Raw genomic sequence first — 19,311 nt, 5'->3', positions numbered from 1 at the left:
AGCCGTTCCGCATCCAATAAATCATGTATTTTCAACGTATTAAGAAATGGCAATCGTTTGCCATGGCTTGATAATAGCCAAGCCGGTTTTTTAAGCAAGCGATTTTTGGCAAACGTTTGCTATAAATCGCTCCCTGCCTTAGAGTTGCAAATCGAAGCATCCGGGAGACCGAAATAAACATGAATAAAAACAAGGATGTGGCGGGAGATGAGCCATCCGGTGCATTGATGGCCGATGTCGCGCGGCTCGCCGGCGTTGCGATATCGACAGTCAGCCGTGCACTCGCCAATCCCGGGCGGGTCAACGAGAAGACGCGCGCCAAGATCAATGCCGCAGCCCGGCAACTGGGCTACACCCCGAATGCGATGGCGCGCGGTCTCAGGGTCGGCAAATCCAACATCATCATGATCATTCTGCCGGGATCGCTCTACTATGGTGCTTCCCAGGTCATTCCGCAGGTGCTGCAGAGTATCAATCAATCGCTGATCCAGGGCGGCTACAACCTGATGATCGCCAACCTCGATCGCGACGAGATTTCCGAACGGCACATTCTCGACCTCGCTTTCGGCGGCAGCGTGCGCGGGGCCATCATCCTGTCGTCGAAGCTTCCCGAGGTTGACGGACGCTCGCTGGCCAATTCCGGCCTGCCGATCGTGTCGATGCTGCTCGATATGAGCGATGCCGGCCTGCAGAGCGTCGTTACCAACGACCGCGAGGCCGTGCGCGACGCCACGGATGAACTGATTCGATTAGGTCATCGACGGTTCTTCTATCTTGCAGGGCCCGAAGGCAATTATCACGATGTCGAGCGTTACGGCGGCGTGCTCGAGGCGCTCGAGGCGGCAGGATTGTCCGAGGAGGCGGTGCATCGCTCGGGTGGTCATCTCGATTATCAGCATGGCTTCGACATTGGTGTCCAGGCGGCGGATGATTTCGCCGAGTTGACCGAGAAACCGACAGCCGTCATCGCGACCAGCGACGACATGGCCATTTCATTTGTCAGCCGTATCCAGCGGACGGGCCTAAGCATTCCCGGTGATCTGTCCGTCGTCTCCTTCGACGGCTCTCCCGTCTGCGAATTCTGCTCGCCGCCGCTCTCGACGATCAAACAGCCGGTGGAAGAGATGGGGCGCGCTGCGGTAGATCTTCTGCTCGACGCCATTGACCAGAGGCAGAATATGGCCACGGTTCGCACCGTCATCCGCAGCAGCCTGATCTTGCGGGAGAGCATCGGCCCCACGAAGAGCTGACGATGACGGAAACCGGCCGTGCATCCGTGCAGAAACGCCGACGTTGTCAATTTGGACGCTGCAATTTGCATCCATTTAAGACGCCTACATTGCTTGACCCTGCCAAGGATCGACAATGACGACACCGGTGCCGTCGAAATCTCTCACGTTTCGCGTGACCACGGTAAGATTGTGCACCACTGCAGTGGCAGCAATTAGCGCATCGGCCTCGTTGCGCCGGTCGGGAATATGCAGATGCGCGCAGCGCGTTGCGATGGCATCATCGATCGGCAGTATCCGGCCGGCGAACTGCGGACGCACGTGATCATCAAGCCATGTACGCAGGCGTGAACCTTGCCGGGCATCGCGTCGTTGGACAGCAAGCACGCCCCGTTCCAATTCGAGAATGGTAATTGCAGAGAGATAAAAATCAGAAGCGTTTGCCGTTTTGATCCATGCCACGACTTCCGGATCAGCCTTACCGTCACCAATCTTACGCAGTTCTGAAATGACATTCGTATCCAGCAGATAGCTCAAGACAGGTCAACTCCGCGGGTTTTGATCTCGACCCGCGATGGCATGAAATTAATTTCCGACAGGCCCGGCATGGAAAGCCCATCGACCAGGCTTTGGCTCCTGCCGGAAAGACGCTGAAATTCCTCATATGTCAGAAGGACATGGGAAGGTTTGCCGCGGTCAGTGATGATGACTGGCCCTTTTCTGGCAGCTTTCTTCGCATTGCTGACGTCGTGATTGAGTTCACGGCTGGAAAGTGTCGTAATGGTCATGGCTGGCTGCCTCATGTAGGTATTTACCTACATATAGCACTGTCAGCCGTCAGAACAAGCATTGTCCCTTCATTGCATCCATTGCGGGGATTCTGCCGCTTCCCGCTGCCGTCGAGGGAAGTCGCTAACGTTCGGCGATATGTCCTATAAGGCGCCGATTGCACTCCATCAAAACTTCGTCTGACCCCATCAGTCGACGCGTCGTGCTACGAAAAATCACAACACCGAGCGACTTGAAACTTCGGGTCAGCGCGGTGGAATTTTGAAATTCCGAGCACGCACATGGACCTCTCGAAGATAAAGACGCTGATCGACTTTGTCGGACGATCGAACATTACCGAGCTGACCGTGACCGAAAAGGACGTGACGGTTCGGATCTTCCGCACGTCGCCGGGTCAGGAGGCTGCTGCCGAGCCCCAGAAAGAGGCAGGATCGACGACAAGCCTTGCCCAGGATGCTGGCTCCGATTTGCCTTCGAGACCTGAGAAAACCCATGCGGTGAAGGCGCCGGTCTTCGGCGTTCTGCACCGGACCCCGGCGCCTGGGGAGCCGCCATTCGTCGCAATCGGCGACGAGGTGGAGGAGGGGCAGACGCTTTTCATCGTCGAGGCAATGAAGGTCCTCAACACGATCGCCGCGCCGCGATCCGGGCGCATCACGCACCTGACCCATATCGACAATGGCGAGGTCGAGACCGGCGATCTGCTGGCGGAGATTGCCTGATGCCGGAAACGCCTGAACAGTCTGTGGCCGGTCGCTTCGATACCGTTTTGATCGCCAACCGCGGCGAGATCGCAGCCCGGATCCAGCGCGCCTGCCGTGAGCTCGGCCTGAAGACGGTCGCCATCTGCTCCGAGGCCGACAGGGAAGCGCCTTACGGCAGCACCGCCGACAGTTTTATCTGCATCGGCCCGTCGACCGCCGCCAAGAGCTATCTCAATCAGGATGCCATCCTTCTGGCTGCGCGTCTCGCTGGCGCGGGCGCCATTCATCCGGGCTACGGTTTTCTGTCTGAAAACGCCGCCTTCGCCGACGCCGTCGAAAAGGCCGGGCTGACCTTCATTGGTCCGACCACGTCGTCGATTGCGACCATGGGCGACAAGATCTCGGCAAAACGCGCGATGATGGCGGCCGGCGTCCCCTGCGTTCCCGGTCCGGACACCGCGCTGCCCGATGACCCCGCCACGATCGAGCGCATAGCGCTGGAGATCGGATATCCCGTCATCATCAAGGCAGCCGGCGGCGGTGGCGGGCGCGGCATGCGCGTCGTGCCAAAGGCCGACGTGCTGCATGAAGCAATCGCTCTGACGCGAGAAGAGGCCCGCAAAGCCTTCGGCTCACCCTTGCTCTACATGGAGAAATTCTTAGAGCATCCGCGTCACATCGAGATACAGGTTATTTGCGACGATCACGGCAATGCCGTGTGGCTCGGACACCGGGATTGCTCGATGCAGCGCCGCCATCAGAAAGTGGTGGAGGAGGCGCCGGCGCTTGGGATCGCGCCCGACATCATCCAGCCAGTCGGCCTGGCTTGCGTACAGGCCTGCCTCCAGATCGGCTACCGGGGCGTCGGAACCTTCGAATTTCTCTATGAGGATGGCGCTTTCTATTTCATCGAGATGAATACGCGACTTCAGGTCGAACATCCCGTCACCGAGATGACGAGCGGTGTCGATATCGTCCAGGCGCAGATAAGGGCGGCGCAGGGTCATGGTCTCGATCTCACCCAAGGCGATGTGACATGCGAAGGCCATTCCTTCGAATGCCGCATCAACGCCGAGGATCCGGAAAGTTTCCTGCCGTCGGCGGGTGTCGTCACCCATCTGGCGTTGCCGGCGGGACCAGGCATCCGCGTCGATACGCATATTCATGCCGGCTACAAGGTCTCGCCATACTACGATTCGCTGATTGCCAAGCTGATCGTCCATGCGCCGACGCGGGCGGAAGCGATGACAAGAATGCGCGAGGCGCTTGCCGACACTGAGGTCGAGGGGATTTCCACCAACATCCCCTTCCTGCGCGCCCTGTTCGAGGATGGCGCATTCGCGCGCGGCGAGACGGATATCCATTATCTCGAACAATGGCTGAAACTGCGGAGGGCGGCATGAGCGCGATCGATTTCAGCGATCCGGCGACGATTGCATTGCTCACCGAGGCGTTGACGGCCGCCGGTGTGGACGGTCTCGAAATCTCCCGGCCCGGCGGGCAGCTTCGCATCGTCGTCGCCGGAAAAGACGGCGCTAGGATCAGCTCGACCAAAGCGACGCCCCGTGCTCCCGGTTTGGCTCCCGGCTCTGCAGCGGCCGTCGTGAAGGCGCCGATGGCCGGCCGCTTCTATGTCGAGCATCCCGCCTCCGCCGCGCCGCAAAATCTGCCGCGCTCCGTATCCGATGCGGATATCATCGGCTTTGTCGGGGTAGGGCACATCCTGCTTCCCCTTCGCGCCGGCCGTTCCGGTGTTTTGACCAGGCTGCTGGCCGAGCCCGACGCACTGGTCGGCTTCGGTGATCCTCTGCTCGAAATCGAGTTCCAGTCATGATCGTCACGACGAACAGACACGCATCGCAACGCGAGATCGTTCCGGCCACCAAAAGCCTGGCGCGGGTTTCCTCGATCGGCGCCAGATCCTTCCTGCTCGAGGCGCCAGGCGACTTTGATCTCATCGCGCAGCGGCGGATCTGGGCTCTGTCCCAGACCGTGAAAGGCTGGCCGGACCTTGCGGAAAACATTCCGGGCATGACCAATCTGCTGGTGATCTTCAAGGAGACGCCCGAGGATCCTGATGCGGTGGTCGCTCGGCTGCTGGAGGCATGGGAGAATGCCCGCAGCATCGATCTCAAGGGCAAGACCATCGAGATCCCCGTCCATTATGGCGGCGAATATGCGACGGATCTTCCAGCCCTTTGCGATCTGTCGGGCTTGAGCGACCGCGAGGTCGTCCGCATCCATCATGAAGCGACCTACCGAGTCTTCGCCTTGGGCAGTGCTCCCGGTTTCGGTTATCTGCACGGTCTCGATCCGCGCATCTACATGCCGCGAAAGACCGTGCCTTCGCTGAAAATGCCGAAAGGCTGCGTGACCATCGGCGGCATGCAGACCGGCGTCGCCATGCTCACAGGTCCGAATGGCTGGAATTCTATCGGCTTCGCAGCGCTTGAGATGTTCGATCCCACGTCGCCGACCCCCGCCATGATGGCGCCGGGAGATACGGTGCGGTTCCTGCCAGCAGGGATCGAGCTATGATCGAGATCATCGAAAGCGGCCCGTTCAACACAGTGCAGGATCTTGGCCGCCCCGGCTATCGCGACATCGGCGTATCGGCGAGCGGCGCAATGGATCCGCTGGCTGTCCGGATCGGCAACATTCTCGTCGGCAATGACGAAAATGCCGCCGCGATAGAGGTGCAGACCTTCCCGTTCAGCCTGCGTTTCGAGCAGCGCGTGGTATTTGCCGTTACCGGCGCCGACGGCAATCCTCATCTCAACGGATCGGAACTGCTTCCCTGGTGCGCCTATCTCGCGGAGCCCGGACAGGTTCTCGAACTGAAGCAGCCGCCGCGGCTCGCACGTGCCTATATTTCGATCGGAGGCGGGCTGGATATCCCCGTTGTCATGGGTTCGCGCAGCACGTCGCTGCGCGGTGGTTTTGGCGGCAATGCCGGCCGGCCTCTGGCGAAGGGCGATCGGATCGCGGTCGGCGAGGATGCAGAGATCGCCATGCTGCCGGCCTCTGGTCTCGCCGTCGTCGAACCGGCCGTGGCGCTGCGCGATGTCTTCCCGGCTCCTGTCGGCGGCGCATTGCCGATCCGCGCCCTGCCGGCTGGCGAGCATGATCTTTTTGCCGGAGATGGCGAAGGTTTCTGGAGCCAAACCTGGAGGATTTCCTCCCGAAGCGACCGGACCGGCTACCGGCTGTCAGGCGAGCCGATCAAGCCGACAGCATCCATCGAGATGCGCTCCCACGGCGTCGTGCCCGGCGTGATCCAGGTTCCGCCCGGCGGCGAACCGATCGTGCAGATGAGCGATGCCAACACCGCCGGCGGATATCCGAAGATCGCCGGCGTAATCGAATGCGATCTCTGGCGGCTCGGCCAAGCCCACATCGGCGCCCGCCTGAAGTTCGTTCGCTCGACGCATGCGGAGGCGCACAAGGTGGAGCAAGCTGTCGCCGGCTATGTCGAAGACGTCAGGCAGACATCCCGAATGGTCAAGCGCGCCTTGAGGGTGATGGCCTAATGCATATCGTCCAAAAGGCCGTCAAAAGGAGGAACTGATGAAGATCGATCTGAATTCCGACATGGGCGAAGGATTCGGTCCCTACCGGCTGTGCGACGACGAAGCGATGATGAAACTCGTCTCGTCGGCCAACATTGCCTGCGGTTTCCATGGCGGCGACCCGGATACGATGGGACGCATGGTCCGGCTTGCGAAGCTGAACGGCGTCGGCATCGGCGCGCATCCCGGTTTGCCTGATCGGCCGGGTTTCGGTCGGCGCGAAATACCGTTTCCGGCAGATGAGCTTCGCCAGCAGATGCTCTATCAGCTCGGCGCACTGATGGCGATCGCCAAAGCCGAGGGTGTCACTGTCTCCCATATCAGCTTCCATGCGGCCATGGGCAATATGGTCAACCGCGATCCTGTGCTGGCCGATCTGATGATGGATGCGATCGCCACGGTCGATGCTGATCTCATCGTCTTCGTGACCCATGGCAGCGAGATTCAGCAGGCGGCCAGACGCGCGCGTTTGAAGACGCTGGCGCTTTTCCTTGCCGACCGGGCCTATGACGCCGAGGGCAGACTTGTTGCGCGCGGTCTTGCAGGCGCCGTCATCAAGGACGAAGCCGCGGTGCGTGCGCGTGTGCGACAATTCCTGCTCGAGGGAACCGTCGAGACAATCGACGGAGCCGTGATCGCGATGCCGGCCCGCTCCATTCTCGTCCACAGCGACACACCCGGCGCCCTGGAGCTTGCCGGCATCGTGCGCGGCGAGATCGAAGCCACGGGTGCTGCGCTCGCGCCTGCCGCCGAACTCGCCGACTGACGCAATCCCGATCGCCCGCGGGCGGTTTCCCGTTCCCATCTTTCATCGAAGGACCATGTCGATGTCCGTCATCGCTGACCGCCTGAAAAACGTCTCCATATCCGCATCCGCTGCCATGACCCAGCGCGCCAGGGAACTGGCCGCCAAAGGCATCAAAGTTGTCAGCCTCTCGTCCGGCGAGCCGGATTTCCCCACTCCGGCGCACGCGATCGAGGCGGCCCATGCGGCCGCTCTTGCGGGCGATACGAAGTATCCTCCGATGGACGGCACACCGGCGCTGAAGTCCGCCATCATCAGGAAGTTCAAACGGGACAACAATCTCGACTATGATGCCAGCCAGATCGTCGTCTCGGGCGGCGGCAAGCAGGTGATCTTCAATGCCATGCTGGCAACCTGCAATCCGGGCGACGAGGTCGTCATTCCCACGCCCTCCTGGGTCAGCTACGCCGATATCGTCAAATTCGCGGGTGGCGTCCCGGTCGCCGTCCCCTGCCACGAGCAGGCCGGCTTCAAGCTGCGTCCGGAAGATCTGGAGGCAACGATCACGCCACGCACCAAATGGCTCTTCCTGAATTTCCCGAACAATCCGACCGGTGCAGCCTGCTCCCGGGCGGAGATGGCTGCCATCGCCGAGGTCATGCTGCGTCATCCCAATGTCTGGATCATGACCGACGATATCTATGAACACCTGGTCTATGACGACTTCCAGTTCTGCACGATCGCCGAAGTCGAGCCCAGGCTCTATGATCGCGTCCTGACGATGAACGGCGTTTCCAAGGCTTACGCGATGACTGGCTGGCGGCTCGGCTTTTGTGCCGGGCCGAAAGACTTGATCTCCGCCGTCAGCAACGTCAACGGACAGAATGGCGGCGGCATCGCGACGCTGACGCAGGCTGCGGCGACTGCGGCGCTCGATGGGCCTCAGGATCTCTTGAAGGAGCGTGCGGCGATCTACAAGGAAAGACGCGACTTCGTTCTCGACAAATTGTCTGAGGTGGAAGGGTTGCGCTGCCATAGGCCCGAAGGCGCCTTCTACATCTATCCCAATATCTCGGGGCTGATCGGCAAGACCAGCAAGGGCGGGCGAAAGATCGAGACCGACGTCGATTTCGTCATGGCGCTCGTCGACGAGCATCATGTCGCGACCGTGCAAGGAGCGGCTTACGGAATGAGCCCCTTCTTCCGCATTTCCTATGCGACCAGCATGGAAAAGCTCGGCGAAGGCTGCGCGCGCATAGCCCAGTTCTGCAGGGATATGCGCTAAGCGCAGCCTCCTCAGACTTTCAACCGCGCCGTCAGCTCAAGAAGGATGTCGCGGACGGCGAGGGCCGGTTCCGACAGGGGATTCTGGTCGGAAACGCATAGCGACAGGGTTTCTTCGATCCGCGGCGAGACGAGCCGGCAGATCAGCGGCTCGCTCGATTCCGATACGATGCGGTCGGCGATGGCTTTCGGCATGATCGTCGCGCCGAGACCGCTGCCCACCGCGCGGGCGAGCGTGCGGACGATTTCGACTTCCGCCACGACTTTCAAATTGGTGCGCGTGCGCGTGAAGGCGGTATCGACCGCGCGGCGGACGAAATTATAGGCCGGCGGCAACAGCAGCGGTATTCCGTCGAGAGTGTTGACCGGAACGGGTTTCGAATCCGCTTCGATCGCAAAGTCCCGATGCGCGACAAGGAAAAACTCTTCGCTCAGGATCGGCTCGAACCGGACGCCCTTGATCGGTCCGGTTCCATGGAGAAGCGCCATCTCCAGCCGACCGTTCATGATCATCTGGCTATAGGTCTGGCCGACGCTTTCGGTGAGGTGCAGCAGGATACCGGGATGCCGTTTCCGGGTCTCCGCCAGGAGGTCGACCGACAGCGTGGCGGCACTGCTGAAGGGCACGAGACCGACGGACACACGCCCGGCAAGCGAATTGCCGGCTGCCGATGCATCGGCTTGCGCCTGCTCCATCTGCCGAAGGATAATCTGCGCATGGCGGTACACCGCATGTCCCGCATCGGTCATGCTGACGCCCTGCTGGCTGCGGATCAGCAGCTTGTGGCCGAAATGCTCCTCCAGTGCCGCAAGCTGCTGGCTGAGCGCTGGCTGGGCGATATGCAAAAGGTCCGCCGCTCGCGTGATGCTGCCGCTGTCGACGATCACGATGAAAGATTTGAGGCGTCTGATGTCCATGAGGATCGGGGTACCGTTCTGATCTGCGCGGCTTACATTTGCAGACACGCATTGCTTTTGCAACGCGACGCCGTCGCTGCTTTCCTCAGGCCCGGACGCAGCAAGCTGATGCCCGGCATCAGCTCTTTCTCTTCTTCAGCAGCCTGCGCGGGCTCCATAACCGTTGCTTATTGCTCCAGAGATAATCGGTCTTAGGCAAGGGGTTTAAGCTTCGCTACTGTCTCGATCAACAACAAGGGAACGACAATGCCATTCTCCGACTACAAGACCGCACTGGTGACCGGCGCATCCTCCGGTATCGGCGCAGCCGTGGTTGAGCGGCTCCGCCGGGAGAACATCGAGGTCCATGCCGTTGCCCGCAGTGCCGAAGCGCTACAGCAGCTAGCCGCCCGAACGGGCTGCGTCGCCCACGTCATCGACGTGACCGACCGTCAGGCCATTGCAGAGCTCACCCGTCGGGTGGAGTTCGATATTCTCGTCAACAATGCCGGTGTCGACCGGCCGAAAAAGTTCCTGGAAGCCGACGAGGGCGATATCGATCTCATCGTCGACGTCAATCTCCGGGCGGTCCTGCACATCTGCCGACTGGTCGTGCCCGGTATGGTGGCGCGCGACCGCGGGCATGTCATCAACATTTCGTCGATCGCCGGCGCCTACAATTTCGGCGGCAACTCATCCTATCACGCCACCAAGGCAGGGGTGAGCATGCTGTCCAACCAGCTGCGCATCGACGCTTTCGGCAAGCGGGTACGGGTCACGGAAATCTGCCCCGGCCGGGTCGCCACTGACATTTTCAATCACGTCCATGGCGATGACCCCAGCATCCGCGAACGGTTCATCGACGGCTTCGAACTGCCGCAGGCGGGCGATATCGCCGACGCGATTGCCTTCGCCATAGCAGCCCCCGTCGCCGTCAACATCGGACACATGGAGATCACACCAACGCTGCAGGTCATGGGCGGCCTGCAGACGGCAAAGCCCCAGCCTCCGGCGAAGCCGGATCAATCCGGGGAGCCAAGCCCGTGAGCGGTTTCGACCTTTCGGCAATCCTCGGAAATCCGGAATATACCGCCATGCTGCTGCATGGCATCGAGATGACCTTCATCATCTATGCCGGCTCCTGGTCTATGGCGATGGCGCTGGCACTTCTGCTGCTGGCTTTGCGTTTGTCGCCCTTTCGCTTCGGCGATCCGTTAGTTGCCGCTTACGTCTCCTATCACCGGAATGTTCCCACCCTGGTTCAGCTGATGCTGTGGTACTTCGGGATTTTCACCCTGATGCCAAGCGGAGTAGCCGAATGGCTGGCCGTCCATAATGCCGAGGCCATCTTCGCGGTGATCGGGCTCGGGCTTTGCCAGGCGGCCTATTTCAGCGAAGATCTTCGTTCCGGCGTACGCTCGGTCAGCCCCGGCCAAATGCAGGCAGCCCGCGCGCTTGGCCACGGCTATGTCTCCGCAATGCGTTTCGTCATCATGCCGCAGGGCGTGCGCAACGCGCTGCCGCCGCTCATCAATCACAGCGTTTCCCTGTTCAAGAACAGCAGTCTCGCCGTCGTCATCGGGGCTTCGGAACTGACGCATGCCGTCAAGGAAATCGAGAACCTCAGCTTCCGGACCTTCGAGATCTACCTGATCGGCACGGTTCTCTACCTTTTCTTCTCGCTCGTGATCATGAGCATCGGCGCCTATCTGTCGATGCGCACCGATCCTGCCAGGAGCGCGCGCGCATGATCCACGACATGATCGCCATCGTCCAAGACTACTGGCTGCTGCTGCTGATCGGCCAATATCCGAACGGGCCGCTTGGCGGGCTCGCCAACACGCTAATCCTTTCGGCGCTCAGCATCGCTCTCGCCTTTCCGGTCAGCATCCTGTTCGCACTGGCGCGGCTCTCCAAGTCGCCGCTGCTGCGCTGGCCGGTCACGGCACTCGTCTATTTCACCAGGGGCGTGCCGCTGCTGATGCTCATCCTGTGGAGCTATTTCCTCGTTCCGCTGCTGACTGGCGCCGATGTACCGAGCTTCGTGACGATGCTGACGACGCTCGTGGTCTATCAAAGCGCATTCCTGAGCGAAGTCGTCCGTGCCGGCATCGTCGCGCTCGGACCGGGCCAGATGGACGCGGGGCGTGCGCTTGGCCACGGTTATTTAGGTGCGATGCGCTTCATCATCCTGCCGCAGGCGCTCTACAACATGATCCCGAGCATCATCTCCACCTTCGTCTCAACGATCAAGGACACGACGCTCGGCTACGTGATCAACGTGCCGGACCTGACCTTTGCCGCAAGCCAGGTCAACAACCAGCTCCTGACGCAGCCTTTCCAGGTCTTCCTCATTCTGGCGATCGTCTACTTCGCCATCTGCTGGACGCTCACCTACTTCGCAAATCGCCTCGAGCGGAGCATCACGCGGCGGCGTGCGGGACTTTCCAACCTTCCTGCCGCCGCCTTGGTCGCGCCATCGAAAATCATATCGGAGCAGCCATGACCATGTCAGTTTCAGCCCAGGAATTGCAGACGATCCGGCTTTCGCAGGTCTGCAAGAGCTACGGCGACTACCCGGTTCTGAAGGACATCGATGCGCAGGTGACACGCGGCGAAGTCGTGGTCATCTGCGGGCCGTCCGGTTCGGGAAAATCGACGCTGATCCGCACGATCAATCGCCTCGAGGAGATCAACAGCGGATCGATTACGCTCGACGGGCAAAACATTCATGCCGCCATGCGGGCGAAAGAACTCAATGCGCTGCGCAGCCGGATCGGCTTCGTATTTCAGAACTTCAACCTGTTTCCGCACCTTTCGGTGGTCGAAAACGTGTCGATGTCGCCAATCCGGGTGAAAGGCGTGGCGCCTGACGTCGCAAAGGATAAAGCCCTCAAGCTTCTCGATCGGGTCGGCCTTGCCGACAAGGCGCGGGCCTATCCCGGTCAACTCTCGGGCGGCCAGCAGCAGCGGGTGGCAATTGCCCGCGCCCTTGCCATGGAACCGCCGGTGATGCTGTTCGACGAGCCGACCAGCGCGCTCGATCCTGAAATGGTCGGCGAAGTGCTGGCCGTCATGAAGAGCCTGGCGTCCGAAGGCATGACCATGCTCTGCGTCACCCACGAAATGGGTTTCGCGCGCGACGTCGCGGATCGGGTCTGGTTCATCGATGCCGGCCAGATCCTCGAAATGGCGACCCCCGAGGAATTCTTCAACAATCCACGCCATCCCCGGGCTCAGCGATTCCTCGCTGATCTCAGGCATTGATACCAACCACCAAAAACAAAGGAGAACAGCAATGAACTGGAAATGCCTAACCCTCACCGCCGCATTTGCCGGCATGGCGGCCGCCTTGCCCGCACAAGCCGATCAGCTCGACAGCATCCTGTCGGCGAAAACCCTGCGCTGCGCGACGTTCGCCGACGTTCCTCCCTTCGCCTCTCCCGATCCGAAGACCCGCGAAATGGCCGGTTTCGACGTCGACCTCTGCGGCGCCATCGCCAAGGAATTGGGCGTCAAGGCTGAAATCAAGCCGGTTTCGGTCGAGGCGCGCGTGCCCGAGGTCAAGCTCGGCCGCGTCGACATCACCGTTGCCAACCTTGCCTATACTCTCAGCCGCGCCGAGCAGATCCAGTTCAGCGATCCCTATTATCTCGCCAAGGAAATGCTGATCGTGCCGGCGGACGATGCCGGCAAGAAGAAGGCCGATTACGCAGGCCAGCGCATCGCTTCGACCAAGGGTTCGACCTCCGAGATGTCGATCAAGCTCAACAAGTCCGACCCGCTGACCTTCCAGGATACCGCCTCGGCCTATCTCGCCGTCCAGCAGGGCAAGGCGCGCGGCATGGTGGCCAACACCATGACGACGACCAAGTTCGTCAATGAATCGAAGAGCAAGGGCAAGGCAATGCGGATGATCGAGGAGCCGATGCTGTACCAGCCGATCGGAATCGGCATGGCCAAGGATCAGCCGGCGCTGACCGCCAAGATCAACGAGATCCTTCGCAAGCTCGACACATCGGGCGAGATCAACAAGATCTGGGACAAGTGGCTCGGCCCGGATACCGAATACAAGATGACGCGCACCGACAAGGTCGTATCGCTCTCGGAACTGAAGTTCGACCCGATCCCTTAAGACCTCGGCGTCTTCCAATGACGATATCCAAACGAAATCAGACGGCGGGACACGCCCGCCGTCGGCCAAAAATGGGAGGCATCCATGATCCATATTAAAGATATTGCCGAACGGCCAAGCAAAGCCGATATCGACGCCGTTTCCAAATTTTCGCCCGCGACGATCCACGAGGCCCAAGGGCGCCGCGGAGCCCTTTCCTCCCGCCTCAAGCCCGTCGACTACCGCATGAAACTCTGCGGTCCGGCCTTTACGGTGAAGTGCGCGCCGCGTGACAACATCATGCTGCAGCTCGCCATCAACTACGCAAAGCCGGGCGATATCATCGTCGTATCGGCAGGAGAGTACGAAGAGGCCGGATCCTTCGGCGATGTGCTTGCCAATGCCTGTCTTGCAAAGGGCATCGGCGGTCTCGTGACCGACACCGGCGTGCGCGACACGCTGCAACTGAAAGAACTCGGTTTCCCGGTCTTCTCGCTCAGCGTCTGCATCAAGGGTACGGTGAAGGAAACCATTGCGGCGGTGAACGACACGATCATCGTCGGCGGCGAAATCATCCATCCCGGCGACATCATCGCCGGCGATGCCGACGGCCTTGTGATCGTGCGCCGCCAGGAAGCGCAGGAAGTCGCCAGGCTGTCACAGGCCCGCGAAGATGCCGAGGCCGGCTATATCGCGGCATATAAGCAGGGCAAATCGGTCATCGAGGTCAGCAATCTCGAACCGGTGCTGAAAGCCAAGGGCCTCGTCGTCGACATCTGAGACGACACCGCAACAGCTATCAGCCCTGCCACTTTATAGGGCGGCTGGCCTTTTCTGCCAGCCGCCCTATGCAAACCGGGCGGTTCAAACGCTTTCGGGCGTAATCGTTTCGAAGGGAACCACACGCTGAAGGATGGTTGTGCTGTCGCGGTGTTCCAGCGCGGCGATCATCGTGGCGATCAATTCGTCTGATATCTGATCCAGCGGATGGCACAATGCCGCCATGATCAGGCCTTCCGTCAAGCCCTTGCGCGTTTCCGGGCCGATGTCGCGGCAGACGACCCTGACCTTATCTCGCTTTTCGACCGGCGCTTCGCGAAGAGCGCGCAGCACACCGGAAATCCCCCCTCCGACAATGAAAATGCCTCTGAGGTCATCGAGTTCAGAGAGCAGCTGGCTGACGATGCGGTAGGCTTCCTGCGGCTCCTCATGTGTCGGTCTGCTGTCATCCACCTGAAGATGGGGTGCGTGCTCGCGCATATAGGATCGAAAGCTCGCATCAGAAACATCCTGGCATTGATAACGATGATTGCCGATGAAGACGGCGATCCGGCCGGGCGCCGGCGTGGTCTGAGCCAGAAACCATGCCGCGGTCCGCCCAAGTTTCCAATTGTCGGTGCCGACGAAGCCGGCGCGATCCCGGGCAGACTGATCGGTTATGTATGCAACGACCGGCTTTCCTCTCTCCTTGAGGGATTGGATGGTCTGCCCGATTAACGGGTGGTCACCCGCAATGACAGCAACTGCATCACAGCGTTTGCCAAGCGCTTCGAGACGATCTGCAATATTTTGTGGCTCCAGGACATCGACGAAATCGACCACAGCCACAACTTTTTCGTGCTGGCGTCTCGCGGCCGCCTCCGTGATCTTGGAGCCGAACAGCCGGTAGAGCTCACGGCTCGACTGCTGGAGAAGAAAGCCGAAACGATAATTCGGCAGGAGCCGTTGTCTGCGGTCCTCGATCACGCCGCGGCCATAAAATCCAATCTCTTCCGCGGCATTTTGCACCCTCTCGATCGTTTCCGCACGCACTGTGCCGGTACCTCCGAGGATGCGGTTGACCGTGGCGATGCTGACGCCGGACGCCTGGGCAAGATCGGCAATGGTCGGTCTCTTCATGAGATATTTCATTCCATTTTTGGATGAAATGAAATGATACATTAATTTCATCAAAACGCAATAGGCATTCCATTTTCGGCGGTCCGTTGATACAAATATTCCAGCGAGTTGGGAGCCTTGCTTTGAGGAATTGTTACTCTCGACCGCCTTTTTGGGAGGAAATCACATGAGTTTTTCAATGCGCGCCGTACGCGGGCTGCTGGCTGGCGCTGTTTTCGTTCTTGGCGCGTCTTCAGTCATGGCCGCGAATATTGCTGTCGTCGGCGGCAAGACCGACGACGAATTCTGGAGCCGTATCAAGAAGGGCGTCGATGACGCCCGGCTCGTCGTCGAGAAGAATGGCGGCTCCGTCAGCTATCTGCAGCTGCAGACCTACGACAATCTCGGGCCTGACGCCGCCCAGCTCGTCCGCACGGCCATCAGCCAGGGCGTGACCGGCATCGTGGTGCCCGACTGGGTGCCCGAGGCCGAGGACGAGGCCATAAAGGCTGCCGTCGCTGCAGGCATCAAAGTCATTCTCATGAATGCCGGCAGCATCGACAAAGCTCGTGAGCTTGGCGCGATCAACTATGTCGGCTCGGATGAATACACGGCCGGCAAGGCAGGCGGCGAATATTTCGCGTCCAAGGGTGCGAAAAATGTCATTTGCGTCAATACGCTCCCGGGTGCGGCAAACCAGGAGGCCCGTTGCAAGGGCGTCATCGACGGCATCACCGGAAAGGGCGGCACTGGCAAGCAGCTGCCATTGCCGGCGACCAGCTTCGGCGATCAGACGGCAATCGCCGAGGCCGTCAAGGCGACACTGCTCCAGGACGACACCATCGACGGCGTCCTCAATGTCGGCGCTTCCGACGCCGATGCGGCTGCAAGCGGGATCGTTCAGGCGAACAAGGGCGGCAAGGTCGCGCATGGCACCTTCGACCTGAATGCCTCGGGGCTTGCCCGCATCAAGGATGGTTCGCAGACCTTTGCAATCGACCAGCAACCTTACCTGCAGTCGCTGCTGGGGGTCTCGCTTCTCGCCGCGCATATCGACTACGGCACCAACCTGCCGACCGCACCGGTGCTGACAGGCCCGGGCATCGTCGATGCGTCGAACATCGACGCCACCCTGGCCGGCGTCAAGGAAGGCGCTCGCTGATCGTTCGAAACGGGCTCCGGCCCGCGGGATATCCGCGGGTCGAAGTTTATCGAGCGTGCGGACCACCGCGTCCGCGCGCCTGGAGATTCACGCCCAAACTGGGATAGGCATATGAACAATCTTTCATTCGGCAACCTGTTGCGCCGTCCCGAGGCGGGTGCATTCCTCGGACTTGTCGGCGTCCTCCTGTTCTTCGTCGTATTCGGCAGCACCAAGTTCCTGGAGCCCGCCGGCGCCGCAAGCTGGCTCAACGTCGCCGCCAATCTCGGCATTATAGCTCTTCCCATCGGACTTTTGATGATCGCAGGCGATCTCGACATTTCGATTGGAGCGATGATCCCCGCCGGCTCGATGACGGTTGCGGTCCTCTCGGGCTACTACGATCTTCCCATATGGGTCGGAATGTTCGGTGCGCTTGCCTTCGGCCTCATCGTCGGGCTGGTCAACGGCTACCTCGTCGTGCACACGGCCGTGCCTTCGCTGATCGTAACGCTCGGCACCCTCTTTGCTGTACAGGGCCTGATGCTTGGAACCTCGGTTCTCGTAACCGGCACCACGAGCGTGGCGCTGACGGCCGACCCCTGGGCAAAGTTCCTTTTCGGGCAGTTCCTGGCCGGATCGTTTCAGGTGATCATTCTGTGGTGGGTGGCCATCACCGCGATCTTCATCTTCTTCATTCACTTCTCGCCTTACGGGAACTGGATTTTCGCGATGGGCGGAGACAAGGTCAGTGCCCGCAACGCCGGCATTCCGACGACCCGTCTGACGATGGTCCTCTTCGTCCTCTCGGCAATGAGCGCGTCCTTCGTCGGCATGTGCCAGGCCATCCTGTTCAATTCCGCGCAGGTTTCGGGCGGAATGACATTCATCTTCAACTCGATCATCTCGGTCGTCGTCGGAGGTGTGCTGCTGACCGGAGGGTTCGGGTCGGTGATCGGGATCTTCTTCGGCACGATCACCTTCGCCGTCGTCAACCAAGGCATCTATTTCACGACCTTCGACCGCAATTGGTCGAGCCTGATCATCGGCGTGATGCTGCTCGTGGCCGTCCTGATGAACAATACGTTCCGCCAGATGGCGCTGACCTATTCACCCAAGAAGAAGAAGTGAGAGCTGAGACATGGCTGGCCCAATTCTTGAACTTGAAAACGTCAACAAGTCCTTCGGCCCGATCGATGTGCTCTACGACATCACATTGAGCGTTCATCCCGGTGAAGTACTTTGCCTGCTGGGAGACAACGGCGCGGGAAAGTCCACCCTGATCAAGACCTTTGCCGGTGTCTACAAGCCGACGAGCGGCGCGGTAAAGTTCGAAGGTCAACCCATCGTCTTCCAGAATCCGCGCGAAGCCGCAGACCTCGGCATCGCAACGGTCCATCAGTTCGGCGGCACCTTTCCGCTGATGAGCATCGGCCGTTCGTTCTTCGTCGGGCGGGAACTGACCAAGGGCTTCGGCCCGTTCAAAATCTACGACCGCAAGGCGGCCAATGAAATCGCAGTAAAGGCCGTGCGCGAGTTCGGCATTACCCGCATCGACGATGGCGATCGCCTGATCGGCGGTCTGTCGGGCGGTGAGCGGCAATCCCTGGCAATCGCCCGAGCCGTCCACTTCGGCGCCCGGGTGCTGATCCTCGACGAGCCGACCGCCGCTCTCGGCGTCAAGGAGGCGGCGCATGTGTTGCGTATCGTCCTGGAAGCGCGCCGTCGCGGCCTAGCCGTCATTTTCATCACTCACAACGTCATTCACGCCATGACGGTGGGAGACCACTTCGCGGTGCTCATCAAGGGTGCGAAGGCGGCCGACTTCCGCAAGGGCGAAAAGACGCGCGAAGAGATTACCGACCTGATGGCAGGAGGCGAGGCCATGGCCGAACTCGAAGCCGAAATCGAAGCGTACTCGACGGCGCATAGCGGACATCCCCCACCGGTCTGACCGGCCGCCGCCGCGGATGAACTCCAGAAACTCTAAAGAGCTCGCCTACCCCGGCGGGATGGCCCAGCACAATCATCGGACGGGTAACAGCCATGAAGATTGCAATCGACCCCTTTATGCATCGCCACCTCTCACTCGAAGAGCTGCCCTCGAAAGTGGCCGAACTCGGATACGAGTGGATAGAGCTCAGCCCGCGGGCCGATTTTCTCGAGTGGTTCAAGGCGCCGCGCGTGTTTCCGGCCCGTGCCAAGGCATTCAAGAAGGCGCTTTCCGATGCCAATGTCGGCATTGCCTCGATCCTGCCGATGTATCGGTGGGCCTCGAACGATGAAAATGAGCGGCAAGCTGCCGTCAAACACTGGAAGCGCGCCATCGAGATCAGTGTCGAACTCGGCGTCGACACGATGAACTCGGAATTCGGCCGCGGCCCCCACCCGGACAAGGGTTCGTGCTACTGCTGCCATACCGGTTCCATGATCGAGGCCTGCGAAGACGCCTGGTGGCGCTCGATGGAAGAGTTGGTGCCGATCTTTGAAAAGGAAGGCATAAATCTGCACGTCGAACCGCATCCCGAGGATTGGTGCGAAACCCTGCAGCCGGCGCTCGATATCATCAGGACGGTCAACTCGAAGAACGTCAAGTTCCTCTATTGCGCGCCGCATACCTTCTACTTCGGTGATGACACCAAGGCGATGCTCCGGGAAGCAAAGGACGTGCTCGCCCATGTCCATGTCGGCGACACCTTCAATCACAAGGCCTCCTCGGGGCTCCGCTACATCCTCAACCCTCCGGGCACGCAGGCGAGGGTGCATCAGCACCTGAACATCGGCCAGGGCGAGGTGCCTTGGGAAGATTTCTTCAGCACGCTGGCGGAGATCGGGTTCGACGGCATCATGACCGCATGCGTCTTCGCCTGGGAGGACAAGGCCGACCACTCCGGCAAGTTCATGCGCGCCGAAATGCAGCGCTTTGTCGACAAATACTGGACCGCGAAATAACGCGCGATG

Annotated in this window: 22 protein-coding genes; 18 read left to right on the top strand and 4 right to left on the bottom strand. The window is 60.4% G+C overall.

The window, feature by feature from the left end; all coding sequences use genetic code 11:
* The first annotated feature begins 179 nt into the window (after positions 1-179).
* Entirely contained in the window at positions 180-1,250 is a 1,071-nt protein-coding gene (locus FFM53_RS36170; protein ID WP_138390166.1) for a LacI family DNA-binding transcriptional regulator, read from the top strand.
* Between the two features lie 84 nt (positions 1,251-1,334).
* On the opposite strand, the gene FFM53_RS36165 is transcribed toward FFM53_RS36170, so the two are convergent.
* Both FFM53_RS36165 and FFM53_RS36160 read right to left on the bottom strand, forming a co-directional pair.
* The gene (locus FFM53_RS36165) at positions 1,335-1,766 is read right to left on the bottom strand and encodes a type II toxin-antitoxin system VapC family toxin (RefSeq protein ID WP_138390165.1); all 432 of its coding nucleotides are present in this window, start codon (positions 1,764-1,766) and stop codon (positions 1,335-1,337) included.
* Complete coding sequence (locus tag FFM53_RS36160; RefSeq protein ID WP_033184308.1) at positions 1,763-2,017, bottom strand: type II toxin-antitoxin system Phd/YefM family antitoxin; 255 nt, start codon at positions 2,015-2,017, stop codon at positions 1,763-1,765. Before FFM53_RS36160 ends, FFM53_RS36165 begins: the two co-directional genes overlap by 4 nt.
* A 282-nt stretch (positions 2,018-2,299) precedes the next feature.
* On the opposite strand from FFM53_RS36160, the gene FFM53_RS36155 reads away from it, so the two are divergent.
* The 7 genes from FFM53_RS36155 (at position 2,300) to FFM53_RS36125 (ending at position 8,321) form a co-directional block, all read left to right on the top strand.
* Entirely contained in the window at positions 2,300-2,740 is a 441-nt protein-coding gene (locus FFM53_RS36155; RefSeq protein WP_138390164.1) for an acetyl-CoA carboxylase biotin carboxyl carrier protein, read from the top strand.
* Positions 2,740-4,125: an acetyl-CoA carboxylase biotin carboxylase subunit gene (gene accC / locus FFM53_RS36150; protein WP_138390163.1), complete on the top strand. Its 1,386-nt coding sequence runs from the start codon at positions 2,740-2,742 to the stop codon at positions 4,123-4,125. The genes FFM53_RS36155 and accC overlap by 1 nt, the downstream gene beginning before the upstream one ends.
* A complete protein-coding gene (locus tag FFM53_RS36145; protein ID WP_138390162.1) occupies positions 4,122-4,556 on the top strand; it encodes an acetyl-CoA carboxylase biotin carboxyl carrier protein in 435 nt (144 codons plus the stop codon). The genes accC and FFM53_RS36145 overlap by 4 nt, the downstream gene beginning before the upstream one ends.
* Positions 4,553-5,260, top strand: coding sequence for a 5-oxoprolinase subunit PxpB (gene pxpB / locus FFM53_RS36140; RefSeq protein WP_138390161.1), 708 nt, complete (start codon positions 4,553-4,555; stop codon positions 5,258-5,260). The genes FFM53_RS36145 and pxpB overlap by 4 nt, the downstream gene beginning before the upstream one ends.
* Positions 5,257-6,252, top strand: coding sequence for a 5-oxoprolinase subunit C family protein (locus FFM53_RS36135; RefSeq protein WP_138390160.1), 996 nt, complete (start codon positions 5,257-5,259; stop codon positions 6,250-6,252). Before pxpB ends, FFM53_RS36135 begins: the two co-directional genes overlap by 4 nt.
* A 37-nt stretch (positions 6,253-6,289) precedes the next feature.
* Positions 6,290-7,057 carry a 5-oxoprolinase subunit PxpA gene (locus FFM53_RS36130; RefSeq protein ID WP_138390159.1) on the top strand — a complete coding sequence of 256 codons (768 nt, stop codon included), beginning with the start codon at positions 6,290-6,292 and terminating at the stop codon, positions 7,055-7,057.
* A gap of 61 nt (positions 7,058-7,118) precedes the next feature.
* Positions 7,119-8,321 (top strand): pyridoxal phosphate-dependent aminotransferase, encoded by a 1,203-nt coding sequence (locus FFM53_RS36125; RefSeq protein WP_138390158.1) that lies wholly within the window; start codon positions 7,119-7,121, stop codon positions 8,319-8,321.
* Between the two features lie 11 nt (positions 8,322-8,332).
* On the opposite strand, the gene nac is transcribed toward FFM53_RS36125, so the two are convergent.
* Positions 8,333-9,238 (bottom strand): nitrogen assimilation transcriptional regulator NAC, encoded by a 906-nt coding sequence (gene nac / locus FFM53_RS36120; RefSeq protein WP_138390157.1) that lies wholly within the window; start codon positions 9,236-9,238, stop codon positions 8,333-8,335.
* Positions 9,239-9,484: 246 nt separating this feature from the next.
* On the opposite strand from nac, the gene FFM53_RS36115 reads away from it, so the two are divergent.
* The 6 genes from FFM53_RS36115 (at position 9,485) to FFM53_RS36090 (ending at position 14,111) form a co-directional block, all read left to right on the top strand.
* Entirely contained in the window at positions 9,485-10,264 is a 780-nt protein-coding gene (locus FFM53_RS36115) for an SDR family oxidoreductase (RefSeq protein ID WP_138390156.1), read from the top strand.
* Complete coding sequence (locus tag FFM53_RS36110) at positions 10,261-10,968, top strand: amino acid ABC transporter permease (RefSeq protein ID WP_003555457.1); 708 nt, start codon at positions 10,261-10,263, stop codon at positions 10,966-10,968. The genes FFM53_RS36115 and FFM53_RS36110 overlap by 4 nt, the downstream gene beginning before the upstream one ends.
* A complete protein-coding gene (locus FFM53_RS36105) occupies positions 10,965-11,723 on the top strand; it encodes an amino acid ABC transporter permease (RefSeq protein WP_138390155.1) in 759 nt (252 codons plus the stop codon). The genes FFM53_RS36110 and FFM53_RS36105 overlap by 4 nt, the downstream gene beginning before the upstream one ends.
* Positions 11,720-12,484, top strand: a complete 765-nt coding sequence (locus FFM53_RS36100) for an amino acid ABC transporter ATP-binding protein (RefSeq protein WP_064246187.1) — start codon at positions 11,720-11,722, stop codon at positions 12,482-12,484. Before FFM53_RS36105 ends, FFM53_RS36100 begins: the two co-directional genes overlap by 4 nt.
* 31 nt (positions 12,485-12,515) lie before the next feature.
* Positions 12,516-13,352: an ABC transporter substrate-binding protein gene (locus FFM53_RS36095; RefSeq protein ID WP_138390154.1), complete on the top strand. Its 837-nt coding sequence runs from the start codon at positions 12,516-12,518 to the stop codon at positions 13,350-13,352.
* Positions 13,353-13,436: 84 nt separating this feature from the next.
* The gene (locus tag FFM53_RS36090; protein ID WP_138390153.1) at positions 13,437-14,111 is read left to right on the top strand and encodes a 4-carboxy-4-hydroxy-2-oxoadipate aldolase/oxaloacetate decarboxylase; all 675 of its coding nucleotides are present in this window, start codon (positions 13,437-13,439) and stop codon (positions 14,109-14,111) included.
* Between the two features lie 84 nt (positions 14,112-14,195).
* On the opposite strand, the gene FFM53_RS36085 is transcribed toward FFM53_RS36090, so the two are convergent.
* Positions 14,196-15,230, bottom strand: a complete 1,035-nt coding sequence (locus FFM53_RS36085; protein WP_173883723.1) for a LacI family DNA-binding transcriptional regulator — start codon at positions 15,228-15,230, stop codon at positions 14,196-14,198.
* Positions 15,231-15,396: 166 nt separating this feature from the next.
* Between FFM53_RS36085 and FFM53_RS36080 the strand changes: the two genes are divergently transcribed.
* From FFM53_RS36080 to FFM53_RS36065, 4 genes are all read left to right on the top strand, one after another.
* Positions 15,397-16,371 (top strand): substrate-binding domain-containing protein, encoded by a 975-nt coding sequence (locus FFM53_RS36080; protein WP_138334724.1) that lies wholly within the window; start codon positions 15,397-15,399, stop codon positions 16,369-16,371.
* Positions 16,372-16,482: 111 nt separating this feature from the next.
* Positions 16,483-17,481 carry an ABC transporter permease gene (locus FFM53_RS36075; protein ID WP_138390151.1) on the top strand — a complete coding sequence of 333 codons (999 nt, stop codon included), beginning with the start codon at positions 16,483-16,485 and terminating at the stop codon, positions 17,479-17,481.
* A gap of 10 nt (positions 17,482-17,491) precedes the next feature.
* The gene (locus FFM53_RS36070; protein ID WP_129421274.1) at positions 17,492-18,304 is read left to right on the top strand and encodes an ATP-binding cassette domain-containing protein; all 813 of its coding nucleotides are present in this window, start codon (positions 17,492-17,494) and stop codon (positions 18,302-18,304) included.
* A gap of 92 nt (positions 18,305-18,396) precedes the next feature.
* Positions 18,397-19,302, top strand: a complete 906-nt coding sequence (locus FFM53_RS36065) for a sugar phosphate isomerase/epimerase family protein (RefSeq protein ID WP_047612241.1) — start codon at positions 18,397-18,399, stop codon at positions 19,300-19,302.
* Positions 19,303-19,311 lie beyond the last annotated feature (9 nt).

This window comes from Rhizobium indicum (assembly GCF_005862305.2).
Lineage (GTDB): Bacteria > Pseudomonadota > Alphaproteobacteria > Rhizobiales > Rhizobiaceae > Rhizobium > Rhizobium indicum.
Note: the sequence above shows the minus strand (reverse complement) of the source record. Positions and strands in the feature narration are given on the sequence as shown.